The sequence below is a fragment of the Acinetobacter pittii ANC 4050 genome (genome assembly GCF_000399685.1).
GTDB classification, from domain to species: Bacteria; Pseudomonadota; Gammaproteobacteria; order Pseudomonadales; family Moraxellaceae; genus Acinetobacter; species Acinetobacter pittii_E.
Genome location: NZ_KB976987.1, coordinates 570,415 through 591,650 on the forward strand (window position 1 = coordinate 570,415; position 21,236 = coordinate 591,650).

Annotated in this window: 16 protein-coding genes and 1 pseudogene; 11 read left to right on the plus strand and 6 right to left on the minus strand. The window is 38.7% G+C overall.

Translation table 11 applies throughout. The features are described 5' to 3' along the window. Positions 1-171: 171 nt before the first annotated feature. Positions 172-1,344, minus strand: a complete 1,173-nt coding sequence (gene mdh / locus F931_RS06620) for an iron-dependent methanol dehydrogenase (RefSeq protein WP_016140620.1) — start codon at positions 1,342-1,344, stop codon at positions 172-174. A gap of 229 nt (positions 1,345-1,573) precedes the next feature. On the opposite strand from mdh, the gene F931_RS06625 reads away from it, so the two are divergent. The 3 genes and pseudogenes from F931_RS06625 to F931_RS0103670 all read left to right on the plus strand — a co-directional run bounded on the left by F931_RS06625 (position 1,574) and on the right by F931_RS0103670 (position 4,626). Next, a complete protein-coding gene (locus tag F931_RS06625; RefSeq protein WP_016140621.1) occupies positions 1,574-3,286 on the plus strand; it encodes an AAA family ATPase in 1,713 nt (570 codons plus the stop codon). A gap of 47 nt (positions 3,287-3,333) precedes the next feature. Then, positions 3,334-3,693: a 5-carboxymethyl-2-hydroxymuconate Delta-isomerase gene (locus F931_RS06630; RefSeq protein ID WP_016140622.1), complete on the plus strand. Its 360-nt coding sequence runs from the start codon at positions 3,334-3,336 to the stop codon at positions 3,691-3,693. 82 nt (positions 3,694-3,775) lie between these two features. Further along, a pseudogene (locus F931_RS0103670) lies at positions 3,776-4,626 on the plus strand (AraC family transcriptional regulator). Positions 4,627-4,653: 27 nt separating this feature from the next. Here F931_RS0103670 and thiM read toward each other — a convergent pair. The 3 genes from thiM to F931_RS06645 all read right to left on the minus strand — a co-directional run bounded on the left by thiM (position 4,654) and on the right by F931_RS06645 (position 7,081). Next, the gene (gene thiM, locus F931_RS06635) at positions 4,654-5,481 is read right to left on the minus strand and encodes a hydroxyethylthiazole kinase (protein WP_016140624.1); all 828 of its coding nucleotides are present in this window, start codon (positions 5,479-5,481) and stop codon (positions 4,654-4,656) included. 35 nt (positions 5,482-5,516) lie between these two features. Continuing rightward, the gene (locus F931_RS06640; RefSeq protein WP_016140625.1) at positions 5,517-6,674 is read right to left on the minus strand and encodes a hypothetical protein; all 1,158 of its coding nucleotides are present in this window, start codon (positions 6,672-6,674) and stop codon (positions 5,517-5,519) included. Positions 6,675-6,823: 149 nt separating this feature from the next. Next, on the minus strand, positions 6,824-7,081 hold the full coding sequence (locus tag F931_RS06645) for a hypothetical protein (protein WP_016140626.1): 258 nt from the start codon (positions 7,079-7,081) through the stop codon (positions 6,824-6,826). 317 nt (positions 7,082-7,398) lie between these two features. On the opposite strand from F931_RS06645, the gene pepN reads away from it, so the two are divergent. From pepN to F931_RS06685, 8 genes are all read left to right on the plus strand, one after another. Next, positions 7,399-10,005: an aminopeptidase N gene (pepN, locus tag F931_RS06650; RefSeq protein ID WP_016140627.1), complete on the plus strand. Its 2,607-nt coding sequence runs from the start codon at positions 7,399-7,401 to the stop codon at positions 10,003-10,005. A gap of 563 nt (positions 10,006-10,568) precedes the next feature. Then, positions 10,569-11,099 carry a Csu type fimbrial protein gene (locus tag F931_RS06655; protein WP_016140628.1) on the plus strand — a complete coding sequence of 177 codons (531 nt, stop codon included), beginning with the start codon at positions 10,569-10,571 and terminating at the stop codon, positions 11,097-11,099. A 71-nt stretch (positions 11,100-11,170) separates the two neighbouring features. Continuing rightward, positions 11,171-11,875 (plus strand): fimbrial biogenesis chaperone, encoded by a 705-nt coding sequence (locus tag F931_RS06660; protein WP_016140629.1) that lies wholly within the window; start codon positions 11,171-11,173, stop codon positions 11,873-11,875. A 9-nt stretch (positions 11,876-11,884) separates the two neighbouring features. Further along, the gene (locus F931_RS06665) at positions 11,885-14,344 is read left to right on the plus strand and encodes a fimbria/pilus outer membrane usher protein (protein ID WP_016140630.1); all 2,460 of its coding nucleotides are present in this window, start codon (positions 11,885-11,887) and stop codon (positions 14,342-14,344) included. After that, positions 14,335-15,354 carry a Csu type fimbrial protein gene (locus F931_RS06670; protein WP_016140631.1) on the plus strand — a complete coding sequence of 340 codons (1,020 nt, stop codon included), beginning with the start codon at positions 14,335-14,337 and terminating at the stop codon, positions 15,352-15,354. The genes F931_RS06665 and F931_RS06670 overlap by 10 nt, the downstream gene beginning before the upstream one ends. 241 nt (positions 15,355-15,595) lie before the next feature. Further along, positions 15,596-16,357, plus strand: a complete 762-nt coding sequence (locus F931_RS06675; RefSeq protein WP_025470280.1) for an SDR family NAD(P)-dependent oxidoreductase — start codon at positions 15,596-15,598, stop codon at positions 16,355-16,357. 9 nt (positions 16,358-16,366) lie between these two features. Continuing rightward, on the plus strand, positions 16,367-17,050 hold the full coding sequence (locus F931_RS06680; RefSeq protein WP_016140633.1) for an SDR family NAD(P)-dependent oxidoreductase: 684 nt from the start codon (positions 16,367-16,369) through the stop codon (positions 17,048-17,050). Positions 17,051-17,707: 657 nt separating this feature from the next. After that, the gene (locus F931_RS06685) at positions 17,708-18,259 is read left to right on the plus strand and encodes a TetR/AcrR family transcriptional regulator (protein ID WP_016140634.1); all 552 of its coding nucleotides are present in this window, start codon (positions 17,708-17,710) and stop codon (positions 18,257-18,259) included. 71 nt (positions 18,260-18,330) lie between these two features. Here the strand turns inward: F931_RS06685 and F931_RS06690 are convergent, their stop codons facing one another. Together F931_RS06690 and F931_RS06695 are read right to left on the minus strand one after the other, a co-directional pair. Beyond that, complete coding sequence (locus F931_RS06690; RefSeq protein WP_016140635.1) at positions 18,331-20,523, minus strand: TonB-dependent receptor family protein; 2,193 nt, start codon at positions 20,521-20,523, stop codon at positions 18,331-18,333. Positions 20,524-20,676: 153 nt separating this feature from the next. Continuing rightward, positions 20,677-21,165: a hypothetical protein gene (locus tag F931_RS06695; RefSeq protein WP_031945489.1), complete on the minus strand. Its 489-nt coding sequence runs from the start codon at positions 21,163-21,165 to the stop codon at positions 20,677-20,679. Between the last annotated feature and the right edge of the window lie 71 nt (positions 21,166-21,236).

Genomic DNA, 21,236 nt, shown 5'->3' on the forward strand with positions numbered 1-21,236 from the left:
GTCATGCAGAGTATCCTTCAATGAAATGGGCGAATTGTCAATCAGGTTTAGAGAAGGTTGGAATAAAGGTACTAAAAAAAGGGAATACCGCTGGAGCTAAGTATTCCCAAAAAAGTAAGTCAACGGTCGGAGGGATTTGACTTACTAGAGGGATATGCCATTACATCAGTATTAAAGTGCTGCTTTGAAAATCTCCACAACTTGTGCATGGTTTGCTTTACGAGGGTTGGTGAGCATACATGCGTCTTTTTGAGCGTTATCTGCCATCACTGCAAGGTCTTCAGTTTTCACCCCAAGCTCTGTTAAACCAGATGGAATACCAATCGATGAAGACAGTTTGCGAATGGCATCAATTGCAGCATATGCAGCTTCTGTTAGAGTTAGCCCTTGAGTATTCACACCCATTAACTCAGCGATTTTTGCATAACGATCTGGACAAGCAATTAAGTTAAATTCACATACGTGTGGTAACAAAATTGCGTTACACACGCCGTGAGGTAAGTTGTAAAAACCACCTAACTGGTGCGCCATTGCATGAACATAACCTAAAGATGCATTGTTAAATGCCATACCAGCCAAGTATTGTGCATAGCTCATTGCATCACGCGCTTCGATGTTTTCACCATTGGCAACTGCAGGTTGTAACCATTGACTAATCATCGTGATGGCTTTTTCTGCACAGGCATCGGTAATAGGATTTGCCGCCGTAGAAACATATGCTTCAACTGCATGGGTTAGCGCATCCATACCTGTTGCAGCGGTTAAACCTGCCGGTTTTGCAATCATAAGTTTCGGGTCATCAATCGCTATAAGTGGGGTACAGCGCCAGTCAACGATTGCCATTTTCACGTGAGTGTCTGTATTGGTAATAATACAGAAACGAGTCATTTCAGATGCAGTACCAGCCGTTGTATTCACTGCAATCAATGGCGTCATCGGGACTTTACTTTTATCGATGCCTTCGTAGTCACGAATATGACCACCACCTGCAGTAACTAAGCCAATCCCTTTTGCACAGTCATGAGATGAACCGCCACCAAGAGAGACAATAAAGTCACAGCCATTTTCGTTATAGGCATTCACACCGTTGTGAACATTAATATCGGTTGGGTTAGGTTCTGCACCCGGGAAAATATGGCTCGCGACGCCTGCTTCAGTTAAATAGTTCGCGATAAGATCTGCAACACCAAATTTAAATAAGCCTTCATCGGTCACAATTAATGCTTTTTTTGCGCCGAGGTTTTGTGCCTTTATACCTATTTCTTTGGCACATCCTGGTCCAAAGAGTGATACACATGGGATATAAAAACCGTTTGTTTGATCTGCAATATTTTTAAAAGCCATGGAGTGATTCCTTTTCCATAAATCCATTGTTTGTTATTACAGGTGAGCCTCACCATGGCCTTAGTATTGTGATGTGAAGATTATTTTCCTACCTACCAAAAACCTACCAAATATTATTTGTTTGTTAATTATTGATTTATAAATGCTTTTTAGAAAGTTTGGCACATTCATTTAATTTTTTCGGGAAAATCGTTAAGCTATGGGCTGTTGAAGATGTACATATGAGATTATGAAACAGGAAACTGCGCTTAAACTGCTTAAAGCAGGTGAAAATGTCTTTTTAACCGGTTCGGCTGGTGCAGGGAAAACCTATACACTTAATCAGTACATCCAATACCTAAAAGCACGTAAAGTGCCTGTGGCGATTACGGCATCTACAGGTATTGCTGCAACGCATATGAACGGTATGACTATTCATACATGGGCTGGTATCGGTATTAAAGATCAGTTAACCGATGATGATCTAAAACGCATGAAAGAGCGTAAATACCTCAAGGAACACCTTGAAAATGCGCAAGTTCTTGTGATTGATGAAATCTCGATGCTCCATGCGAAGCAGCTTAATTTGGTCAACCAAGTTCTAAAATATTTTAAAGAAAGCGATGAAGCTTTTGGTGGCATTCAAGTTATTGTGGCTGGAGATTTCTTCCAGTTGCCACCTGTTGGCCGTAATGGTGAAGCCAATCGCGACAAGTTCTGTTTTATGTCAGATGCATGGGTCGAAGCTAAATTTCGCGTATGTTATTTAACAGAACAGCACCGTCAAGACGATGAAATTCTGAACCAGATTTTAAATGCTATTCGCGCGCAAAATATTCAAGCAGATCATTTACAAGCACTACGTCAATCACGCTCACACGATATTGGTGAGACCTTTACGCGTCTTTACACGCACAATATGGATGTCGACAATATCAATTATCAGCACCTAAATGAAATTGATAATGAAGGGCACCAATTCAATGCTGTTTTAGATGGTAATGAAAAACTATTAGAAACTTTAAAATCTTCTGTTCGTGCGCCAGAAGAGTTAACGCTTAAAAAGCATGCCAAAGTCATGTTTGTAAAAAACAACTTTGATATGGGTTATATCAACGGAAGTTTAGGCGAAGTCATCGGCTTTGAAGAAGATGACGAAAATGGCTTACTGCCGAAAGTAAAATTGACCGATGGCACAACATTATTGGTTGCTCCTGAAACATGGTCAGTTGAAAATGAAGCAGGTAAGGTTATTGCAAGTTTTCAGCAGATTCCACTTCGCTTAGCATGGGCGATTACCATTCATAAAAGCCAAGGTATGACTTTAGAAGCTGCCGAAATTAACCTCATGAACACTTTTGAAAAAGGTCAGGGTTATGTTGCACTTTCGCGCTTAAAATCTTTAACGGGGTTAAAGCTATTAGGTATTAATGAGCAAGCTTTAGAATTAGACAGTTTAGCTGTCAAAGCCGATCGCCGTTTTCAAGAGCTGTCTAAAGAAGCCGAAGATAACTTTGCAGATGTAGATTTAACTGCTCAGCATAAAGCATTTATACGTCACTGTGGGGGTACCTTAAATGAAACTGAGATTTCTCGTAATGAGAAAAAACTCGCAAAAGGTGGCAAGCAAAATTACGCTACGGCAACGCTAGACGAGACACGTGTCTTGTTTGAAGAAGGCTATGAAATTGAAGATATCGCGCATGAACGTGGTCTAACCCCAGCGACGATTATTAACCATTTGGCTCGACTTCATAAAGAGCAAAAGCTAGATATTTCGGTTGCCCATCCGGGTGAAGAAGTGGTCGAAGAAATTCGTAAAATTTATAAGAAGCTTAAAAAACGCCAAAATCCAGATCATTTTTCTGATGATGGTTCGATCAAACTAAGACCAATTGTTGAGGCAACCAGCCCTCGGATGGGATATGATCAAGTTCGATTAGCTTTATTATTTATTGAGTAAAGTTTAATTCGCTTAATGACTTATTTATTATATAAATTGAGGTGGCTATGCCGCACGTTGTAGTTGATTATTCAGAAAATTTAACTGGATTAAACGCAAAACAATTACTTGAAGAAATTAATACCACGCTTATTGAGACAGAGCTATTTAGTCCAGAAGACATTAAAAGCCGTGCGCGTAAAGATGACGTTTTCCTCATTGGCTTAGGAGCTGATCAAGCCTATATTCATGTAAAAGCCTACATTTTGTCAGGAAGAACAGCCGAACAAAAACAACTTATGGGTGAGCAGTTATTAGAGGCACTCAGCAACAAAAAATATCTACAACCAGATTTTAATAAAGAAATTCAATTGTGCGTTGAGCTTATCGATATGCCAAGAGAAGATTATTTTAAGCAAGTTGTATAACACTAAAAAAGCGCAATTTCGATCAAGAATAGAGATGAGCACTATGTAAAAGTAGTGCTATCGAATGAACAGACATAAATGTATGGCTGTATATATACAAAAGTTGCAACGGGTTTGCGATTATATTCAAAGACATTTAGATGAAGATTTAGATGTTGATCGACTGAGCCAGATTGCGGCCTTATCCAAGTTTCATTTTCATCGAATTTTTGCCATTCATATTGGCCTAAATGTGATGAAGTTTATTCAATTTTCTCGTTTAAAGCGGGCCTCTTTTCAACTGGCATTTGAACCTGATCTCAAAATTATTGAGATTGCATTGCAAGCAGGGTTTGATAGTCCAGAGGCTTTTACTCGTGCATTTAAGCGTTCATTTGATCAAACTCCTCGGGCTTTTAGAGAGAAACCAGACTGGGAATCTTGGCACCAGAAGTTTGTTTTTACGATTCCAAAAAGTGAGTTAAAAATGAATGTAAATATTGTTGAGCGGCCTGCTGAAAAGATTGCCTATCTGTCGCATTTAGGCAGTCCAGATAAAGTCTTTGAAACGGCTGCACGTTTTATTGCTTGGCGTAAAGAAACGGGTTTATCACCTGTGACCAAATCTAGAACTTATGGTATTCCGTTTGCTGACCCTGAACAGACGCCATCTGACGAGTTTAGATTTGATATTGCGGGTTCAATTGAAAAGGCTGTACTCAAAATACTTACGGCGTACAAACAGGAGAAATTCCTGCGGGTCGTTATGCAACCGTAAGGCATGTTGGTAGTCATGACCAGATTAAAGATAGTGTGTATTACATCTTTAGAAACTGGTTATCCGAGCAATCAGAAGAAGCTGGGGATTATCCTGTTTTCTTTCACTATCACAATTTTGTACATGAGGTGAAAGAGTCCGAGCTTATTACAGATATCTACTTACTTTTAAAGTAAGTGTAAGTGATACAGGTCTAACTTAGGTTATGTCTGTAGGTTTAAAAGCTTGATATCAGCATATTGCTCAATTAAGTTGGCATCTAACATATGGATATAATCCATAAAGAGGGTACTAAAACTTCCCATAGTTTGTGCCTGATTTGCTGCCAGTTTACCTGCAATTGCGAAGTGAACATGAGCTGAAAGTGCGGCAATGCTTGGGGTAGTCACAGCGCTATATGCTGCGATTAAAGCTCCTAATGCACAGCCCGTTGCCGTAATTTTAGGTTGCAACGGACTTCCGCCGTTTACTTGGATAACGATGTCTAATTCTTTAGATAAAATGTAATCTGACTCGCCCGAAATAGCGATACAGTCTGCATGCGTTAAGAGGGAGAAAGCCTGTTGATAGGCTTGATCACTACTTAAGGTACTATCGACACCTTTAGATTGAACTTGGTTGCCTGCAAGCGTACTGATTTCTGAGGCATTACCACGTATAACGCTTGGCTTAAATTGTAAAAGCTCGTCTGTCATTTGACTGCGCCAAGCTAAAATTGGTCCATAGCCGACTGGGTCGAGTACCCAAGGAATATTATGAAGCTGTGCAGTCTTTGCAGAGATTTGCATAGCTTGCATTTGCTCTGAAGTTGGCGTGCCCAAATTAATGCTTAAAGCTGATGAAATCTTGGTAAAACTTTCGGCTTCATAAGGATTATCAATCATGGCAGGTGAAGCACCAGAAGCAAGCAACACATTGGCTGTATAGTTCGCTGCAACACTATTGGTAATACATTGCACAAGAGGCGTTTTTGCCTGCATGTTTTGCCAAGCTTCAATTACTTGCTCAATTAAAGTCGATGCTGATGTCATATTATTATCCTTATCAAGCCAAAGTGATTAAAGATTTAGTGGGTGAAATAGTGATCTTGATGCTTACATCTTTGGCAAATCAAAGAAACATAATCAGCCGCATCGTAATCAACAGTTAAATCATTTGAACCACAATGCATACAACGTTTAACCGAATAAAAGTTTAAACGCGGTTCAATTTTACGCCATGCTTTCCAGACAGGTTGTACGAATATCTGTTCGTCGTAGCCTAAGAAGCGGTTAAGCAAAATATAGCTCATTTTACTGTAAGGAATATTGTGAGGACGAGGCAGCATTGAGGTTTCCCACTTTTCGGCTAAGGCTCTCTCACGATATTGTTCTAAGGTTTTCTTTAATAAATTGGTATTAATAAATTTTTCATTGCGCGGCTGTAGAGCCTTTTGTTTATAAAGATATTCGAGCGCCGTCTGAATCAAATAGTAAATTTGTCCAATCGCTAATGAATCCATTAAACGGTAGCAAAAAGATTGGAAATGAGTACTTCCTGCAATTTGAACGCCCCATGTTCTACAATAGAACTGCATAAACTGGATAATTTCTTGATAGAGCACCTGAAATAGCACATCTTTCACTTCATCGGCGCTACGAAATGGTATACCGAGACTTAAGTTTTCATAAAACCAATGGCGTAGTTGCTGGGCAACACTAAATAAACTTGGGTCGCTATAACCATCTAGTCGAATATTTAGATAAAAGCATTGAGGTTCATCCGCTTGGTCTTGAGCGTTTAAAATTCCATCTTTATGAAGTTGTTTAATTAGATAGTTTTGAAACATCCAGTTCGGAGTAATGTGATGGGATTTAATCCGGTCCCAGTGAATGTATTCATCATGTGCAATATCATCACGGGCATAGTCATCAAGTACACTAAGTAAAAATAATTTATGTAAAAAACTCAGTTGTTCCAGACTTCGCTGTGGTTGATCTTTTGACTTAAATTGGCGTTGTTCTTGTAAGCGTGTTTGCTGTAAAAGCTTTTTACGTTGTTTAGTACAAGTTTCACAGTGGCACGTCATTTTTTCATCTTTAAATATGCGGTGCTGACAATGACTACATTCATGAAATTGAATGTCTTGTTCAAATTGCTCGGCATCTACCCAGTACATCGAAGCTTGGCAGAGAGGACAATGGCTACTTTCATCTAGCTGTTTCTGTAGAATTTGTAAGGCCATTTTGCTCCGAACATAAAATAAAAAATGAAAGGGCTATTATACACAGCAACGCTGTCGATGGCTGAGATTGTCTTTTTGTTTGCTGCTAAAATAGAAAGACCTAAAATCTATGTTTAGAGTTTAGGTCTTCATCATAATTCGAAGTTTAATTAAACAGGGCACGGCAAACTCTCATCATGTTGACCAAGTTTTTTAGCGTTGATAAGTGCCTGTACTTTTTTACTTGGTAATTTGACTTTACCTAAAGCATCGTAAGTGTTGATGATTGTGGTTACCTCTTGAGCAGTCATTGAAACGCCCTCGGCAGATAGAAAAACTGCAATCACGTGGTGATCAAGTCCTGCTGCGTCTAAATCATGAATCGCTTTAATATTTTCTAAGCGATGAAAATGTGCTTTTAATTCCATGTTAATACCTCTTGTCTCATTGAAATATTCATATTGGTCTATGAGATAAGGCAAGAACCATGCCCAAAATGTAAGCTGACTCTAAAAAATGTTAAAAGCTGAAGTTGTTTTATTTTTATTGTATAGATTGATTATATAAGCAGCGATTATCGTAAATTTGGTCTAATCTGTGCTAATAAAAGACGATTCTAATTTGAAATGTATAAATGAAGTCCCATTAATTTTATAAAGGTAAGTAAACACAGTATGTATGATTGAATATGGTCAACTCATAACAACTCGTACTACGGTTTCCGAAAAGTATATAAGGAATAAAGATGAATATTGCGGCACAGCCTCCAGTTCAGGCAGATCAAACAGTTTATTTAAAAGATTATCAAAAACCTTCATTCTTGGTTGAATCTATTAATCTTGATATTCAAGTTTATGACGATAAAACAATTGTTGATTCAACATTGGTGATGAAGCGCCAAACTGCTGGAGATCTGGTGTTATTGGGCCGTGATCTTGAGTTGCAATCTATTCAGCTCAATGGTCAAGTTCTCACTCCTGCACAATATTCACTCGATAGTGAGCAACTGGTGATCACTGATGCACCAGATGAAGTCATTTTACAGACTCAAGTCATTATTCACCCTGAAACCAATACTCAGCTTGAAGGTTTATATAAAGCAGATGAGTTATTTGTTACGCAAAATGAGCCTGAAGGTTTCCGCAAAATTACATTCTATCCAGACCGTCCGGACGTACTTTCTGTCTTTACAACACGTGTAGAAGCAGACAAAAAATATCCGGTATTACTTGCCAATGGTAACTTGCTTGAAACTGGTGAAGTGGGTGAAAACCGTCATTTTGCAATCTGGCAAGACCCGACTAAAAAGCCAAGCTATTTATTTGCTTGTGTCATTGGGGATTTAGCTGTACTTAAAGATCGTTATACGACTTCTGAAGGGCGTGATGTTGCTTTAGAAATCTATGCAATCGAGAAAGACATTCCAAAATGCCATATCGCGATGGAAGCATTAAAGCATTCTATGCGTTGGGATGAAGAACACTATGGCCGCGCATATGACCTCGACAACTATATGATTGTTGCGGTGAGCCAGTTCAACATGGGTGCAATGGAAAATAAAGGTTTAAATATCTTTAATACTTCATGCGTGCTGGCCGATGAAGAATACACCACGGACGCTGCAATTATGCGTGTGCAGTCTGTGATTGCCCATGAATATTTCCATAACTGGACAGGAAACCGTATTACTTGCCGTGACTGGTTCCAGCTATGCTTAAAAGAAGGTTTAACGGTATTCCGTGATCAATCTTTTTCTGAAGATTTACAATCTGCTGCGGTACAACGTATTGATGATGTTGCGGTACTTAAATCGCACCAATTTCCTGAAGATGCAGGTCCATTGTCGCATCCACCGCGTCCGGACCATTTTGTCGAAATTAATAACTTCTATACAGCGACAGTCTATGAAAAAGGTGCGGAAATTAACCGCATGATGTCGACTTTGTTGGGTAAAGAAAAATACCGTAAGGGTACGGATGAATATTTCCGCCGTCATGATGGCCAAGCCGTGACAGTAGAAGATTGGGTTGCTGCATTATCAGCGGGTTCAGGTGTCGATTTATCTGCATTCTTAACTTGGTACAACCAACCGGGTACACCAAAGCTTGAAGCAAAAGGCGAATATGATGCCGCAGCACAAACTTACCGTTTAAGCTTTAAACAAAGCCTAAAAGCACACCCTAAATATCCAAATTTAAAAGCTGTTCCGATTCCTGTAGCTTTAGCCCTATTTAATGCGAAAACAGGTGAGCAATATACATTGCACAGTGACAGCCTGTTCGTAAATGATGTTAAAGATGGCGTGTACTTGTTTGACCAAGATGAGACAACCATTGAATTTACAGGGGTGACTGAGCAACCCGTAGTGTCGTTACTGCGTAATTTCTCTGCTCCGGTAAATCTTGTATTTGATTATAGTGATGAAGAATTAGCATTCTTAATTCAGCATGAAACAAATGGTTTTAACCAGTGGCAAGCAACACAAACTTTGCTTGAACGTATTTTGTTAGAAGACCATTCTGCAGATGCGTACATCCAAGCGATTCAAAGCACTTTACCTGAGCTAGTTAGCCGTGACCCGCTTTTAGCTTCGCGCTTATTTGATGTACCAAGCGAAGGTTATTTAGGTAGCCGTATTGATCAAGACTATGCACCAGCCGATATTCATGTAAAACGTGAAGCCTTACTTAATCGTTTGGCACAAGAATTAGGTTCATTCTGGAAAGATACTTACCTAACGCTTGACCCAGACCTGCAAAAAGAATTTTCTTTGGCGATGGGTGTACGTGCGTTAAAGAATATTATGCTCATGATGATGGCTCGTCAGGGTGACCAACGCGCATTTGAATTGGCGCATGTGCAATATCAAAACACAGGTAATATGTCTGAACGTTTAGGTGCTCTACGTGTATTGGTTTGGCAAAATGCGCCTCAAGCTCAAGAAGTGCTTGCTGATTTCTATGACCGCTTTAAAGATGAGGCTTTGTCTTTAGATCAGTGGTTTATGATTCAAGCTGCGAATCCAAATGCGACCGCAGAAACAATTGAGTACTTAACTCAACATCCTGACTATGATTTAACAACGCCAAACCGTATTCGTGCTGTAAGCGGTGGCCTATCAAATAACCCTGAAAATACATGGGGTTTTGGTGTAGCTCACTTTATTAACCTTGCACAATATCTAGACGAGAAAAATCCAATTTTAGGTTCGCGTCTATTACAGGTATTGTCACGCTGGTATACGCTTGCAGAGCCTCAGCGCACTCAAGTTCAGCAGGCTTTACAAGCATTACAGCCTAAAGTGAAATCTAAAAACGTTTCTGAAACTTTAAATAGTATGCTGAGTGTTTAATTAGTTTGAAATAAAATAAATAAAGGTCTCATATGAGGCCTTTATTTTATATCTCTACAGAAAGATAGTATTCAGAAATTCTTTCTATAGTGATTTTGCTGTAGATAGATTGTTTAATATTTTGCTGATGGCTTTAATCATGATTGTTAATGATCTATTTAAAATATACCTTTAAATAAATCTAAAAAGAAAAGTAAACATAAATAAATGTGCTAAATAATCTTTTCTTATGGATTAATTTAATAAAATCGATTGACATATTTATTTAAATTTTTTCTAATAAATTTTATTGTAATTTAATTAATGCATTTAAAATCAATAGCTTAATTTTTATAATGTTAATGGATTGTTATTGGTGGTTAATTTAGGTAAGTATATTTTATTATTTGAAATTTCCAATAAAAATGCTGTCAAACATTTTAATTTTTTTTATGTATTATGCCAAAAATAGGGTAAAAAATATAAGCTCTAAAAGAGCAGTCAAATTAAAATGATTGTAATGTTAAGGGTTAATTTTTTTACATCTATTAATTTCAACAATTTAATGTAAAAAGGTTTAGACCATGAAAAAGACTTTTTATTATTTATCAGCAATTGCTGTAGGATTATTTTCTCTCAATACAGCAAATGCCGCTACAGCAACAGGTACATTGACTGTTAGAGCGACAGTAACAAATAGCTGTGTTCTAAATACCTCAGCCACAGGCACAACTTCAAATGCAGTCTTAGACTTTGGAACATTAAGTTCACTTGCGAGCAATGTAGACGCAGATACCACAACCACAGGTGGTACTCCAATCAGAGTACTTTGTAACAACACCGTGCCGTGGACTTTATCATTTGATGGTGGTCAGAATGTTTTATCAACCCAACGTCGCATGATTGGTGGAGCAACCACTACAGAATATATTCCTTATAACCTTTTCTCGGACACGGGACGTGCAACAGCAATTGGTATTGCTACAACTGCCTACAGCGGAACCGGTACGGGTAATGTGCAAACTGTAAATGTGTATGGTCGTATTCCTGCCGGGACGACTTTACCAAGTGCCGGTAGTTATTTAGATACAGTAACAGTGACCGTAACTTATTAATTTTTATAAATAAGAAATACTGTTAGCCCTTTTAAAGGGCTAATGCTTTAAAAGATTTATTTGGGCAAGTCATGAAAAAAAATATCTTTATTATTACGAGTTTATTCTTATCTCTATCTAGCGCTTTGAGTGCGGCTACAATCCGAATTTCACCTGTGAATGTAGAAATATTGAGTAATCAGAGTGCTTCTTCGATTAGTTTATTTAACCAGTCGAATGAAAGTACTGATTTGCAGATTCGTGTGTTTGAATGGAAGCAGAAGGATGGACAAGATCAACTTATCCCGACAGATGAGATCGCGATTAGCCCGCCGTTTTTAAAATTAAAACCGAATGATTCTTATAATTTGCGTGTTGTCAGAATTAATCCGGCAGCGATTACTGGTGAAAAAACCTATCGTATTATTATTGATGAGTTGCCAAAACCCGCGGATAGCCGTAAAGCAGCTCAAGGAATAAATGTATTACTACGTTCGTCATTGCCTGTATTTGTAGTAGATAAAGACGCGATTACTAAACTAAATTGGAAAATTGATCCTAATCAGAAATCACCTTCTTTAAATATTAGCAATATTGGAAATCGACACGCGCTTTTAAATAATTTAACGCTTGTTGATATGACAGCGAAAAAAAGTTATCCGATTAAAGTAAACACCGTAAATGGCTATATTCTTGCGGAGCAGAACCGAAGTTACACTATTAATAATTTTACATATCAGCCAACTCATAAATACAGTGTGTCTCTGACAGTTAATGGTAAGAAAACAACACTTTAAGAGGCTTATATGAAATACATTATAGGTGTCTTATGTGTTGCATATCTTCCTGCATATTCTTTTGCTGAGCAACTTCAAGATCATACGAACACCGTAACTCCTCGTGTTCCGGATGCTGTAAATAGCAACAATGAATATGCGCAAGCGAAGGGTGATAAACAGGAACAAGATCTTAACTTTACTCAGCTTTTTTTAAATATTTCTATTAATGCAAATGCTTCTGAAGACTTGGTTGCTGTCAAACAATCTAAAGATGGTAAGTTATATATCCGTGCCCGTGACTTAAAAGCTTTAAGGCTAAAAATGGATGAGCAGACTGCTGACAGTCAATTGGTATGTATTAATGATCTAAAAGGAATCCAGTTTAAATATCTAGAGAATGAGCAGTCTCTAAATTTGCAAGTTCCGTCAAACATGTTGACGGGTTATGCAGTGGACCTCAATGGTGAGCAGATTACTAGCCCGCATTTACTTAAGATGAAACCGTTAAACGCGGCTATTCTTAACTATAGCCTGTATAACAGTATAACCAATGACGAAAATACATTTTCAGGTTCGGCTGAGGGAATTTTTAACAGCGCGATTGGTAACTTTTCGTCAGGGGTTTTATATAACGGAAGTAATGAAGATAGTTATAGCCATGAAAAATGGGTACGCCTAGAAAGTAAGTGGCAATATGTTGACCCTGAAAAGATCAGGATTTATACCCTAGGGGATTTTATTTCTAACAGTTCCGACTGGGGTAGTAGTGTACGCCTTGCAGGCGTCCAGTGGTCGAGTGCTTACACCCAGCGCGGTGATATTGTCACCTCGGCACTCCCGCAATTCTCCGGTTCGGCTGCACTGCCTTCAACTTTGGATTTATACGTTAACCAGCAAAAGATTTATTCAGGACTGGTACCTTCAGGCCCATTTGACATTAAACAGCTCCCGTTTATTTCAGGCAACGAAGTCACGCTAGTGACCACGGATGCAACAGGACAGCAGAGCATTACCAAAAAGCCTTACTATTTTTCATCCAAGATTCTGGCAAAAGGTATTAATGAGTTCTCTGTAGATGTTGGTGTTCCTCGTTATAACTATGGTCTCTATTCAAACGATTACGACGATGCCACCTTTGCATCAGGTGCAATCCGTTACGGTTATAGCAATTCACTGACTTTAAGCGGAGGAGTGGAAGCTTCAACAGATGGCCTGTCGAATCTCGGTACAGGTTTTGCCAAGAACCTATTTGGTTTTGGAGTGATTAATGCCGACATTGCAGCGAGCCAGTATAAAGATGAAAACGGCTATTCTGCCTTGTTGGGTTTAGAAGGGCGCATCAGTAAAAATATTTCATTTAACACCAGTTACCGCAAAGTATTTGATAACTATTTTGACCTTGCCCGTGTGTCTCAAGTCAGATATTTAAAAGATAACCAGATTAATGCCGAGTCACAAAACTATCTGAGCTACAGTGCACTGGCCGATGAGATTTTTAGGGCAGGGATTAACTACAACTTTTACGCAGGCTATGGGGCTTATCTGGGATATAACCAGATCAAATATAGCGACAATTCCTATAAATTACTGTCTGCCAACTTAAGCGGAAGTCTTAATAAAAACTGGGGATTTTATACTTCTGCCTATAAAGATTATGAAAATAATAAGGACTATGGCGTTTACTTTGCGCTGCGGTATACACCGTCTAACAAACTCAATGCGATCACAAGTGTATCTAATGAGAGTGGCAGACTGAGCTATCGCCAAGAAATATTTGGTTTATCGGAACCGAAAATCGGTTCATTTGGATGGGGTGGTTATGTTGAGCGAGATCAGGATGCACATGACAATAATGCCTCGATTTATGCCTCTTACCGTGCGCGTGCTGCTTACCTGACAGGTCGTTATAACCGATTTGGAGATAACGATCAGGTTGCACTTTCAGCAACAGGTTCACTGGTTGCGGCAGCGGGACGTATATTTGCGGCCAATGAAATTGGAGACGGTTATGCAGTTGTCACCAATGCTGGACCGCGAAGCCAGATTTTAAATGGTGGGGTTAATTTAGGTTTTACTGATAAGTCTGGAAGATTTTTGATTCCTAGCCTTATGCCGTATCAAGAGAACCATATTTATTTAGATCCGTCTTATCTTCCTTTAAATTGGAGCGTTAAGGCAACAGATCAAAAAACAGTGGTCGGCTATCGCCAAGGAACCCTAGTTGACTTTGGTGCTCATCAGGTTATTTCAGGATTAGTAAAACTTGTTGATCAAAACAATTCACCATTATTGCCAGGTTATACGGTTCAAATTAATGGGCAGCAGGATGGGGTTGTTGGCTATGACGGTGAAGTATTTATTCAAAACTTATTAAAGCAAAACAAACTTGAAGTCGATCTTATGGATCATGGTTCGTGCCAAGTTGACTTCACCTATAACAGTAATCAGTACTCAACTAAGAAATTGGGACCTTATGTATGTCGATAAGTATTTTTGATAAGGCTCAAATAGAGAGCTGCAAGAGAATTCCATTGTTTTTGAAATACCTCATCGGTATTTGCTTATTTTATCTCGGTTATGCATTTTTTAGTCCAGCACATGCTGCTTGTACGGTAAGTGGAACCACCAATAATACTTTTATCTATACGGCAGCAAATATTAATAGTGAGGCAACTGTAAACCTTTCAGGAACAATTACTTGTACAAATTTGGGACTTCCCCAGATTTCTGCTTATATGTGTATGAAAACCGTCTTTACTGGAACAACGAATAGCCATAATAATGTTTCACTACCTTATACAGTAGCGGGTACAGTAGGTGGAGCAGGTTCTACCACCACAAACCAAACCTCCAATGTTTGGTATGGTCCAGTAAGAACGGTTGCTTCAAATAATATTGTTAACTACTCGGTAAATGTAAAAGTGCCTGCCCGCACAGGTTCACTTATTGCATATCCTCAAGGAACATATACGGCTACGGTGCGGCTATATTGGGATATGGATGCTCTGGGCTTAATATGCGGTGATTTAATTGGTGGCTGGGATTCTGGCGATACATTACTAACAGCGAACTTTGTGGTTCCAAGTCTGTGCCAATTAAACTCAACTTCAAATGTTGATTTTGGCAATATTAATGATATCGGTATTACTAAGAAAGATTACACAGCTCAAGGAGCTGTAAATACAACTTGTAATTTTGGAACGCCATACAGTATTTATTTAGGAGACGGCAATAACCGTATCACTGGTGGGTTCAGGCGTATGGTTAATAGTAATAATGAATTTATTCCCTATCAGCTCTATAAAGATTCTAACTATAGTACGGTCTGGGACGCTACAGGTGGCGTAACCAGTGTTGGGGGAACGGGAGGAGTCTCAAAAACGGGTACAGGCAGTGCTCAAAGTACACCTGTTTATGGAAAGATTCCGCAAGGTACTTCCATTGCAAGTAGACCGGGCACTTATTCTGATAGTGTTGTTGTGACAGTGACTTATTAATTTTTTTAATCTACGCGCGGATCTTTTCACTGAAGGGATCTGCGTAATTTCAATATATTTTCAGTCTTTGAAAATTACCTGTCATCAAAAACAGTTTGACTTGAAAATACATACTGTATATTTATTGATTAGTTCTAAAAAAGAACTAGAAGAGAGTACAGGCAATTAAATAAAGGTGAATAAATATCGGTTCATCCTTTGATTGGATTAGGGTATAAAAAACAAACAGGGTGAAATGTCTATGACATCAGCAACACTAAATAAAAAACAAGATTGTGTGGTTGTCATTGGCGTCGGGGCATCACAGGGGATTGGTGCAGCGGTGAGTCGTCTTTTCGCCAAAGAAGGTTTAAAAGTTTATGTTGCTGGGCGTACTTTCCAGAAAATTGAAGCAGTGGCTGCAGAAATCCATTCCAATGGTGGAGATGCTGTAGCGTTCCGTCTGGATGCAGAAGATATAAAACAAGTACAGGCCTTGTTTGACACCATCACTAGTCAGAATGAGCGTATTACTGCTGTCATTCATAATGTGGGAGGAAATATTCCTTCTATCTTTTTACGCAGTCCATTGTCGTTTTTTACTCAAATGTGGCAATCCACTTTTTTATCGGCCTATTTAGTTTCTCAAAGCTGTCTAAAAATATTTAAAGATCAAAATCACGGTACGCTTATTTTTACTGGAGCGAGTGCTTCATTGCGCGGCAAACCTTTTTTTGCTGCCTTTACCATGGGTAAATCTGCTTTGCGAGCTTATGCTTTAAATCTCGCTCAAATTTATAAATCACAAGGCATCCATATTGCTCATGTGATTGTTGATGGAATGGTCGATGGCGATAGAGTCAATAAAGCCTTATTAGGGCTGGGGCGTTTAGTCCGCCTTACGCGTGGCACGGGTGGCCTCAATATCGATGCGATTGCAGAAAACTATTGGATGCTTTACCAACAAACTCCGAAGCTTTGGACACATGAACTAGATTTACGCCCTTATCAAGAAAAGTTTTGAGAGACTAAAATGCTAAAAAAAATATTTCAAAGATTTCAAAAAAAGCAGGGCTGTGTAGTGGTCGCGGGCCATGACCTACAACTGATTGAGCGTGATTTTGTAATTTTAGATAAAAATGCGCACTTCCCATTACACCTTTATCAGGTTGTGCATGATTCAGCCGTGCAGAATATGAAAATTCATTCTATAAATGATGGCGTGACCGCAGTTCACTTAAACTTGGTGAATGCAGATCATTTAAAAAGCTTGGTGCGTTATATTTCTAGTCATGGGCATACTATTGAGCTCTGTGTATTTCAGCCAAGTTTCTCATCTTCATCAAACATCGAAGCGTTATCTTTAGAAGAAATTGAATATAGCTGGCAGACCACAGGTTTAAGTGCTGTGAGTGTAGCTCAGGCTGTGATTAAGCCGATGCTCAAACAACAGCGAGGGACCCTTATTTTTCTTGGCGCACCCTCTAGTCAGTCGACTCAATACGATGTGTTAGGCCAAAGTATGTTTGCGGGTATTCGCGCTTTATCGCAGTCATTGGCAAGAGAGTTTCAGCCTAAAGGTATTCATGTTGCTTATTGCATGATTGAAAAATGGGAGGGGCAAAATCAGCACTTTACCTCATCTCTTAAGCAAGTCTGTCAGCACATCTATCAGCAGCCTGATTCGGCATGGAGCCAAGAACTTAGCTTGTCTTGAAATTGACTTGTTCAATATTCTCAACTTAAAGCAACTGATAAAAACTTTAGTAAGATGTTGAATAAAATTAAGTTAAGAGAATAAAAAACAATAATTATTTAACTGTTTTCTAGCCAATATCACATTGACACCCAAAACCGCTCCGATTATCCTTTGCCTGCTGGCCACATTGCCAGTCGGTTTTAGCAGACCGTTTTCATCTAGGACATCAAAGAAGCAATTTTTTGGTGTCGAACTCGTTCGTCTCCCTTCGTAGCGGTAGGACGGAGGAGGGACGCCCTCGGGCGTGCCGGTTCCTAGATGACTGGTCTGCTAACCCTTCTTCGTTCTGCCACCATAATCATTTAGCAGTGATTTGGCAGAACTTCTATTTCATCTAGGAGTTCGTTTATGCGTACTAATTCTTTTTCTTTATTGGCCTTTGCCAAAGTCCCTTTAGTCATACCATCCAACAGAACTTTAAAAAGGTTTAATCGACTATAGGTTTTAATCTCTAGATCAATTACGACTAAAAATCATAGCGACAATAAACTTGAGATAGGCGAGCACACCTTTTTTGTGTCGTTTTTGCATGCCTGTTTTTAGCGCTCAATTTAAGAGTGACGGCACTTCTATCTCTTTTACATACAACAAAAAAATATTTTAAACGGTATAAAAATGCCAAATTTAGAAGCATCATTTAGAGCATTACGCGTGCTCCACGCGGCAAAAGATTTATTTAATCAACATGGGTTTTACATCGGGGTCGATCGAATTGTTGAGGAAGCCAAAATTCCTAAAGCCACTTTTTATAACTATTTTCATTCCAAACAAAGGCTCATTCAGATGAGCTTAACTTTTCAAACAGATGCATTAAAACATGAGGTGTTTTCTATCATTCACTCGTACCGTGAACTTATGACATTCGATCAGCTCAAGAAAATTTACTTTTTACATGCAAACTTAGAGGGCTTTTATCGTTTGCCATTTAAAGCCATTTTTGAAATTGAAAAGCTTTATCCCGTAGCCTACAAAGTCGTTAGCGACTATCGGACTTGGTTTGTTCAAGAAATTTATAAGTTACTTTTAACTGTAAAAGTTACCGCTACAGTTGAAGATGCCTACATGTTTTTGTTTGTGATTGATGGGGCAATGGTGCAGCTTTTAAGTACAAATAAGATCGATGAAAGAGATAAATTATTAGAATATTTTATGTCGACACTTACTTAGGTTGATTAATACTCTAGCATTTAACTTATAGAAAAGCCCTCGGAAGAGGGCTTTTTCAACTTAATTGAGCTTTAAAAGTCAAAAGATGTTTGGAGATAGAACGTACGTGGCTGGCCTACATACTTACCGCCCGTAGAGTCTGTTGAGCGAGTAAAATATTGCTTATCAAAAACGTTCTTAATTCCACCAGCGATTTTTAAACCTTTAACTTGTGAACTTAAGTCATAAGAGGTACGTAACGCAAAAGTGGTGTAACCCGGAATATCTCCGTATTTGCCATCTGCAGTTTCTTCTGTTTGATAGACATCACTATCAGGTACATCTGGTGAATGCTGCTTAGACTGAGCAAACATATCGGCATTTAAAGACCATTTATCCACGGTATAACCTAACCCAACATTACCGACATGGCGTGAGTAAAACGGTAGATCTTTATCTTTAAATTGACCCGCTTCAGCAACTGCTTTGGTAAAAGTATAGTTTCCATATACTTTTAAGCCTTCTAACGCATCTGTTAAATGACCGAAATCATAACTAATACCCGTTTCGACACCTTTATGGCTAGTTGCACCTAAATCTGTCCAGATTCCGTTATTTCCAGCATCACGTACTAGTGAAAGCTCTTTATCAAAGTCTAGGTAGAACACCGTAAATTCGGCGTTTAACCCATTACCTAGATATTTAGTTCCAATTTCATAGTTATTAGACTTTTCAGGATGTAAGCCATCGGTTGTAGCAGTCGCAGTTGTTCCTTCAAGACGTGCTAATTGGCTGTATTGCTGTGGCCCGAAAGATACACCTGCGTTTGCAAATATATTCCAGTTTTCATTTGCCGAGTACATCACAGATAAACTTGGTAAAAATTCGTCTGAATCAATTTTTGGATGAACCGTATTCGCTAGCCCATTTTTATCATAACCAGTGAAGCTATTATGAGTTTCGATTGATTCGAAACGTACGCCCGGTGTGATGGTCCAGCGGCCGAGTTCCATACGGTTATCAACATATACCGCATGCGCTTTGGTGCCGCCTTCGCTGCTACTACGTGGAGCAAAATTTGGGGCTGATGAACCAGCAGCATAAGAAGCAGTACGCCCAGCAAATTCAGAGCTTTCTTCTTTTAAGTAACGATAGCCTACCGTTACTTCATTTTGAGTATTACCTAGTTGATAAATACGAGAGTAACGCGGTTCAATCGCATAGACTTTATAATCACGTGGAGCAGAGTCGAGACGCTTGTCACCACTCGCTAAAGTAGTTTCAAGATTACTTGTACGGAAAGAGTCGATGTAGTAACTCAGAACTTCGAAGTTATTTTTTTCATCTTTATGGTTATAACGTAAAGAGACATCTGTACGACGACCTGCAAAATAGTTTTTTTCACCAGAAGACTGGTATGGGTTTTCAGCATATTGCGCTTGGGTTAAACCCTCTGGCATTTCGCCGCGACCTTCATAATGATGCAGATTTAAAGCAACCGAGTCTTTATCATTAAATTGATAAGCAGACTTTAGCATTACATCATCGATATCAATCTTGTTATTTGCTTCTCGATAACCGTTACCTTTAGTCCCTGAATATAACAGGGCAAGGCCTAATCCATTATCTAAAGTTCCACCCACAAATAGATTAGGACTAAGTTTTACTTGGTCAGTGCCAGAGGCATATTCTGAAGTTAAGCTAACAGTTCCACTAAAATCTTGAGGAATTGATCGAGTGGCAAAGTTAATAATTCCGCCTACGTTTTGAGGTCCAAAACGAACTGATCCCGCACCACGGACGACGTCAACTGATTCAATATTACCAATTGAAACAGGAGCTAAAGATAATTGTGGCTGACCATAAGGCGCAAATGAAAGCGGAACGCCGTCTACTAAAACTGTTGAACGAGGTGATAAGCGAGATGCTAGACCACGGACACCAATATTGAGTGAAACATCACTACCACCTGTTCCGCTGCTATCTTGAGCTTGAACTCCAGGAATTTGTTTTAATGCTTCTCGAATTGAAGTTGCAGCTGTTTCATCCAAACGTTTGCGGTCAACAATAGTTCGAGCGCCAGCATGTTTGTGAACGGTTTCAGCATTAGCTTCTTCTAGCCAGTTACCTTGCGCCTTAATGGTGATGGTCGGTAATGCACTGGTAGTTGTATCTTCAGCATGAGTAGGAAGTGCTAAATAAGTACACGCAATTCCGATTGCATAGCTAAGTGTAGAAACTTTGAACTTAAAATTTGGGAGTGAAAGAGCAGATGAGCGGTCCATGTTGATGTATCGAAATCCTAAACGATAATTATAATCATTATAGCGAAAAAGTAACAAAATTTTATAAATGTAATTTAATTTTTTTTAGAAAAACTAAACATAGATTTTATCTAATCATTTTCACAGAACAGCCCTCCGAAGAGGGCTTCAAATTTATTTAAAGTTAGGTTGATTTAAGATTTTGTAGACCTTTTCTTTATATACATCATTAGAAATAACACCTTTATCTCGCTGTTGTCTTAGCGATTTAAACTGTTGGCCACGAATTTCTCTTTGAATACCCACATTATCATGATGTCTAATGTAATAAAGACTACGCTCATGATCACTCATATTCACTGTTTCATCAGTAAAGGAGGAAGGCCTCGTTTCATTTTCTTGATATTGTTTTGCAATTTCAAAAAAATCTACATTTTGTTGTTCACTCAGCTTTTGATCTTGAGAGTTTGCGTTCACTTCAAGCATGCTTTTATGCTGACTAAATTTAGGGCGGTTATATTCTTGTTTCGTTTGAAATATGTTTGTTTCAGCAAATGCGGAAGAAGAAAAAAGCCCAATATTTAAAAATAAAAAAGTTAATAAAAATCTATTCATTTCTTTGGAAGTCCAATTGAAATTGAGTAAATCACTGTATTGTAACATTAAAATTTGGAATTTTGGGGCCGTTTTTTAGACCAGATGATCAATTGGTAAATAACCAAGGGATATATAGT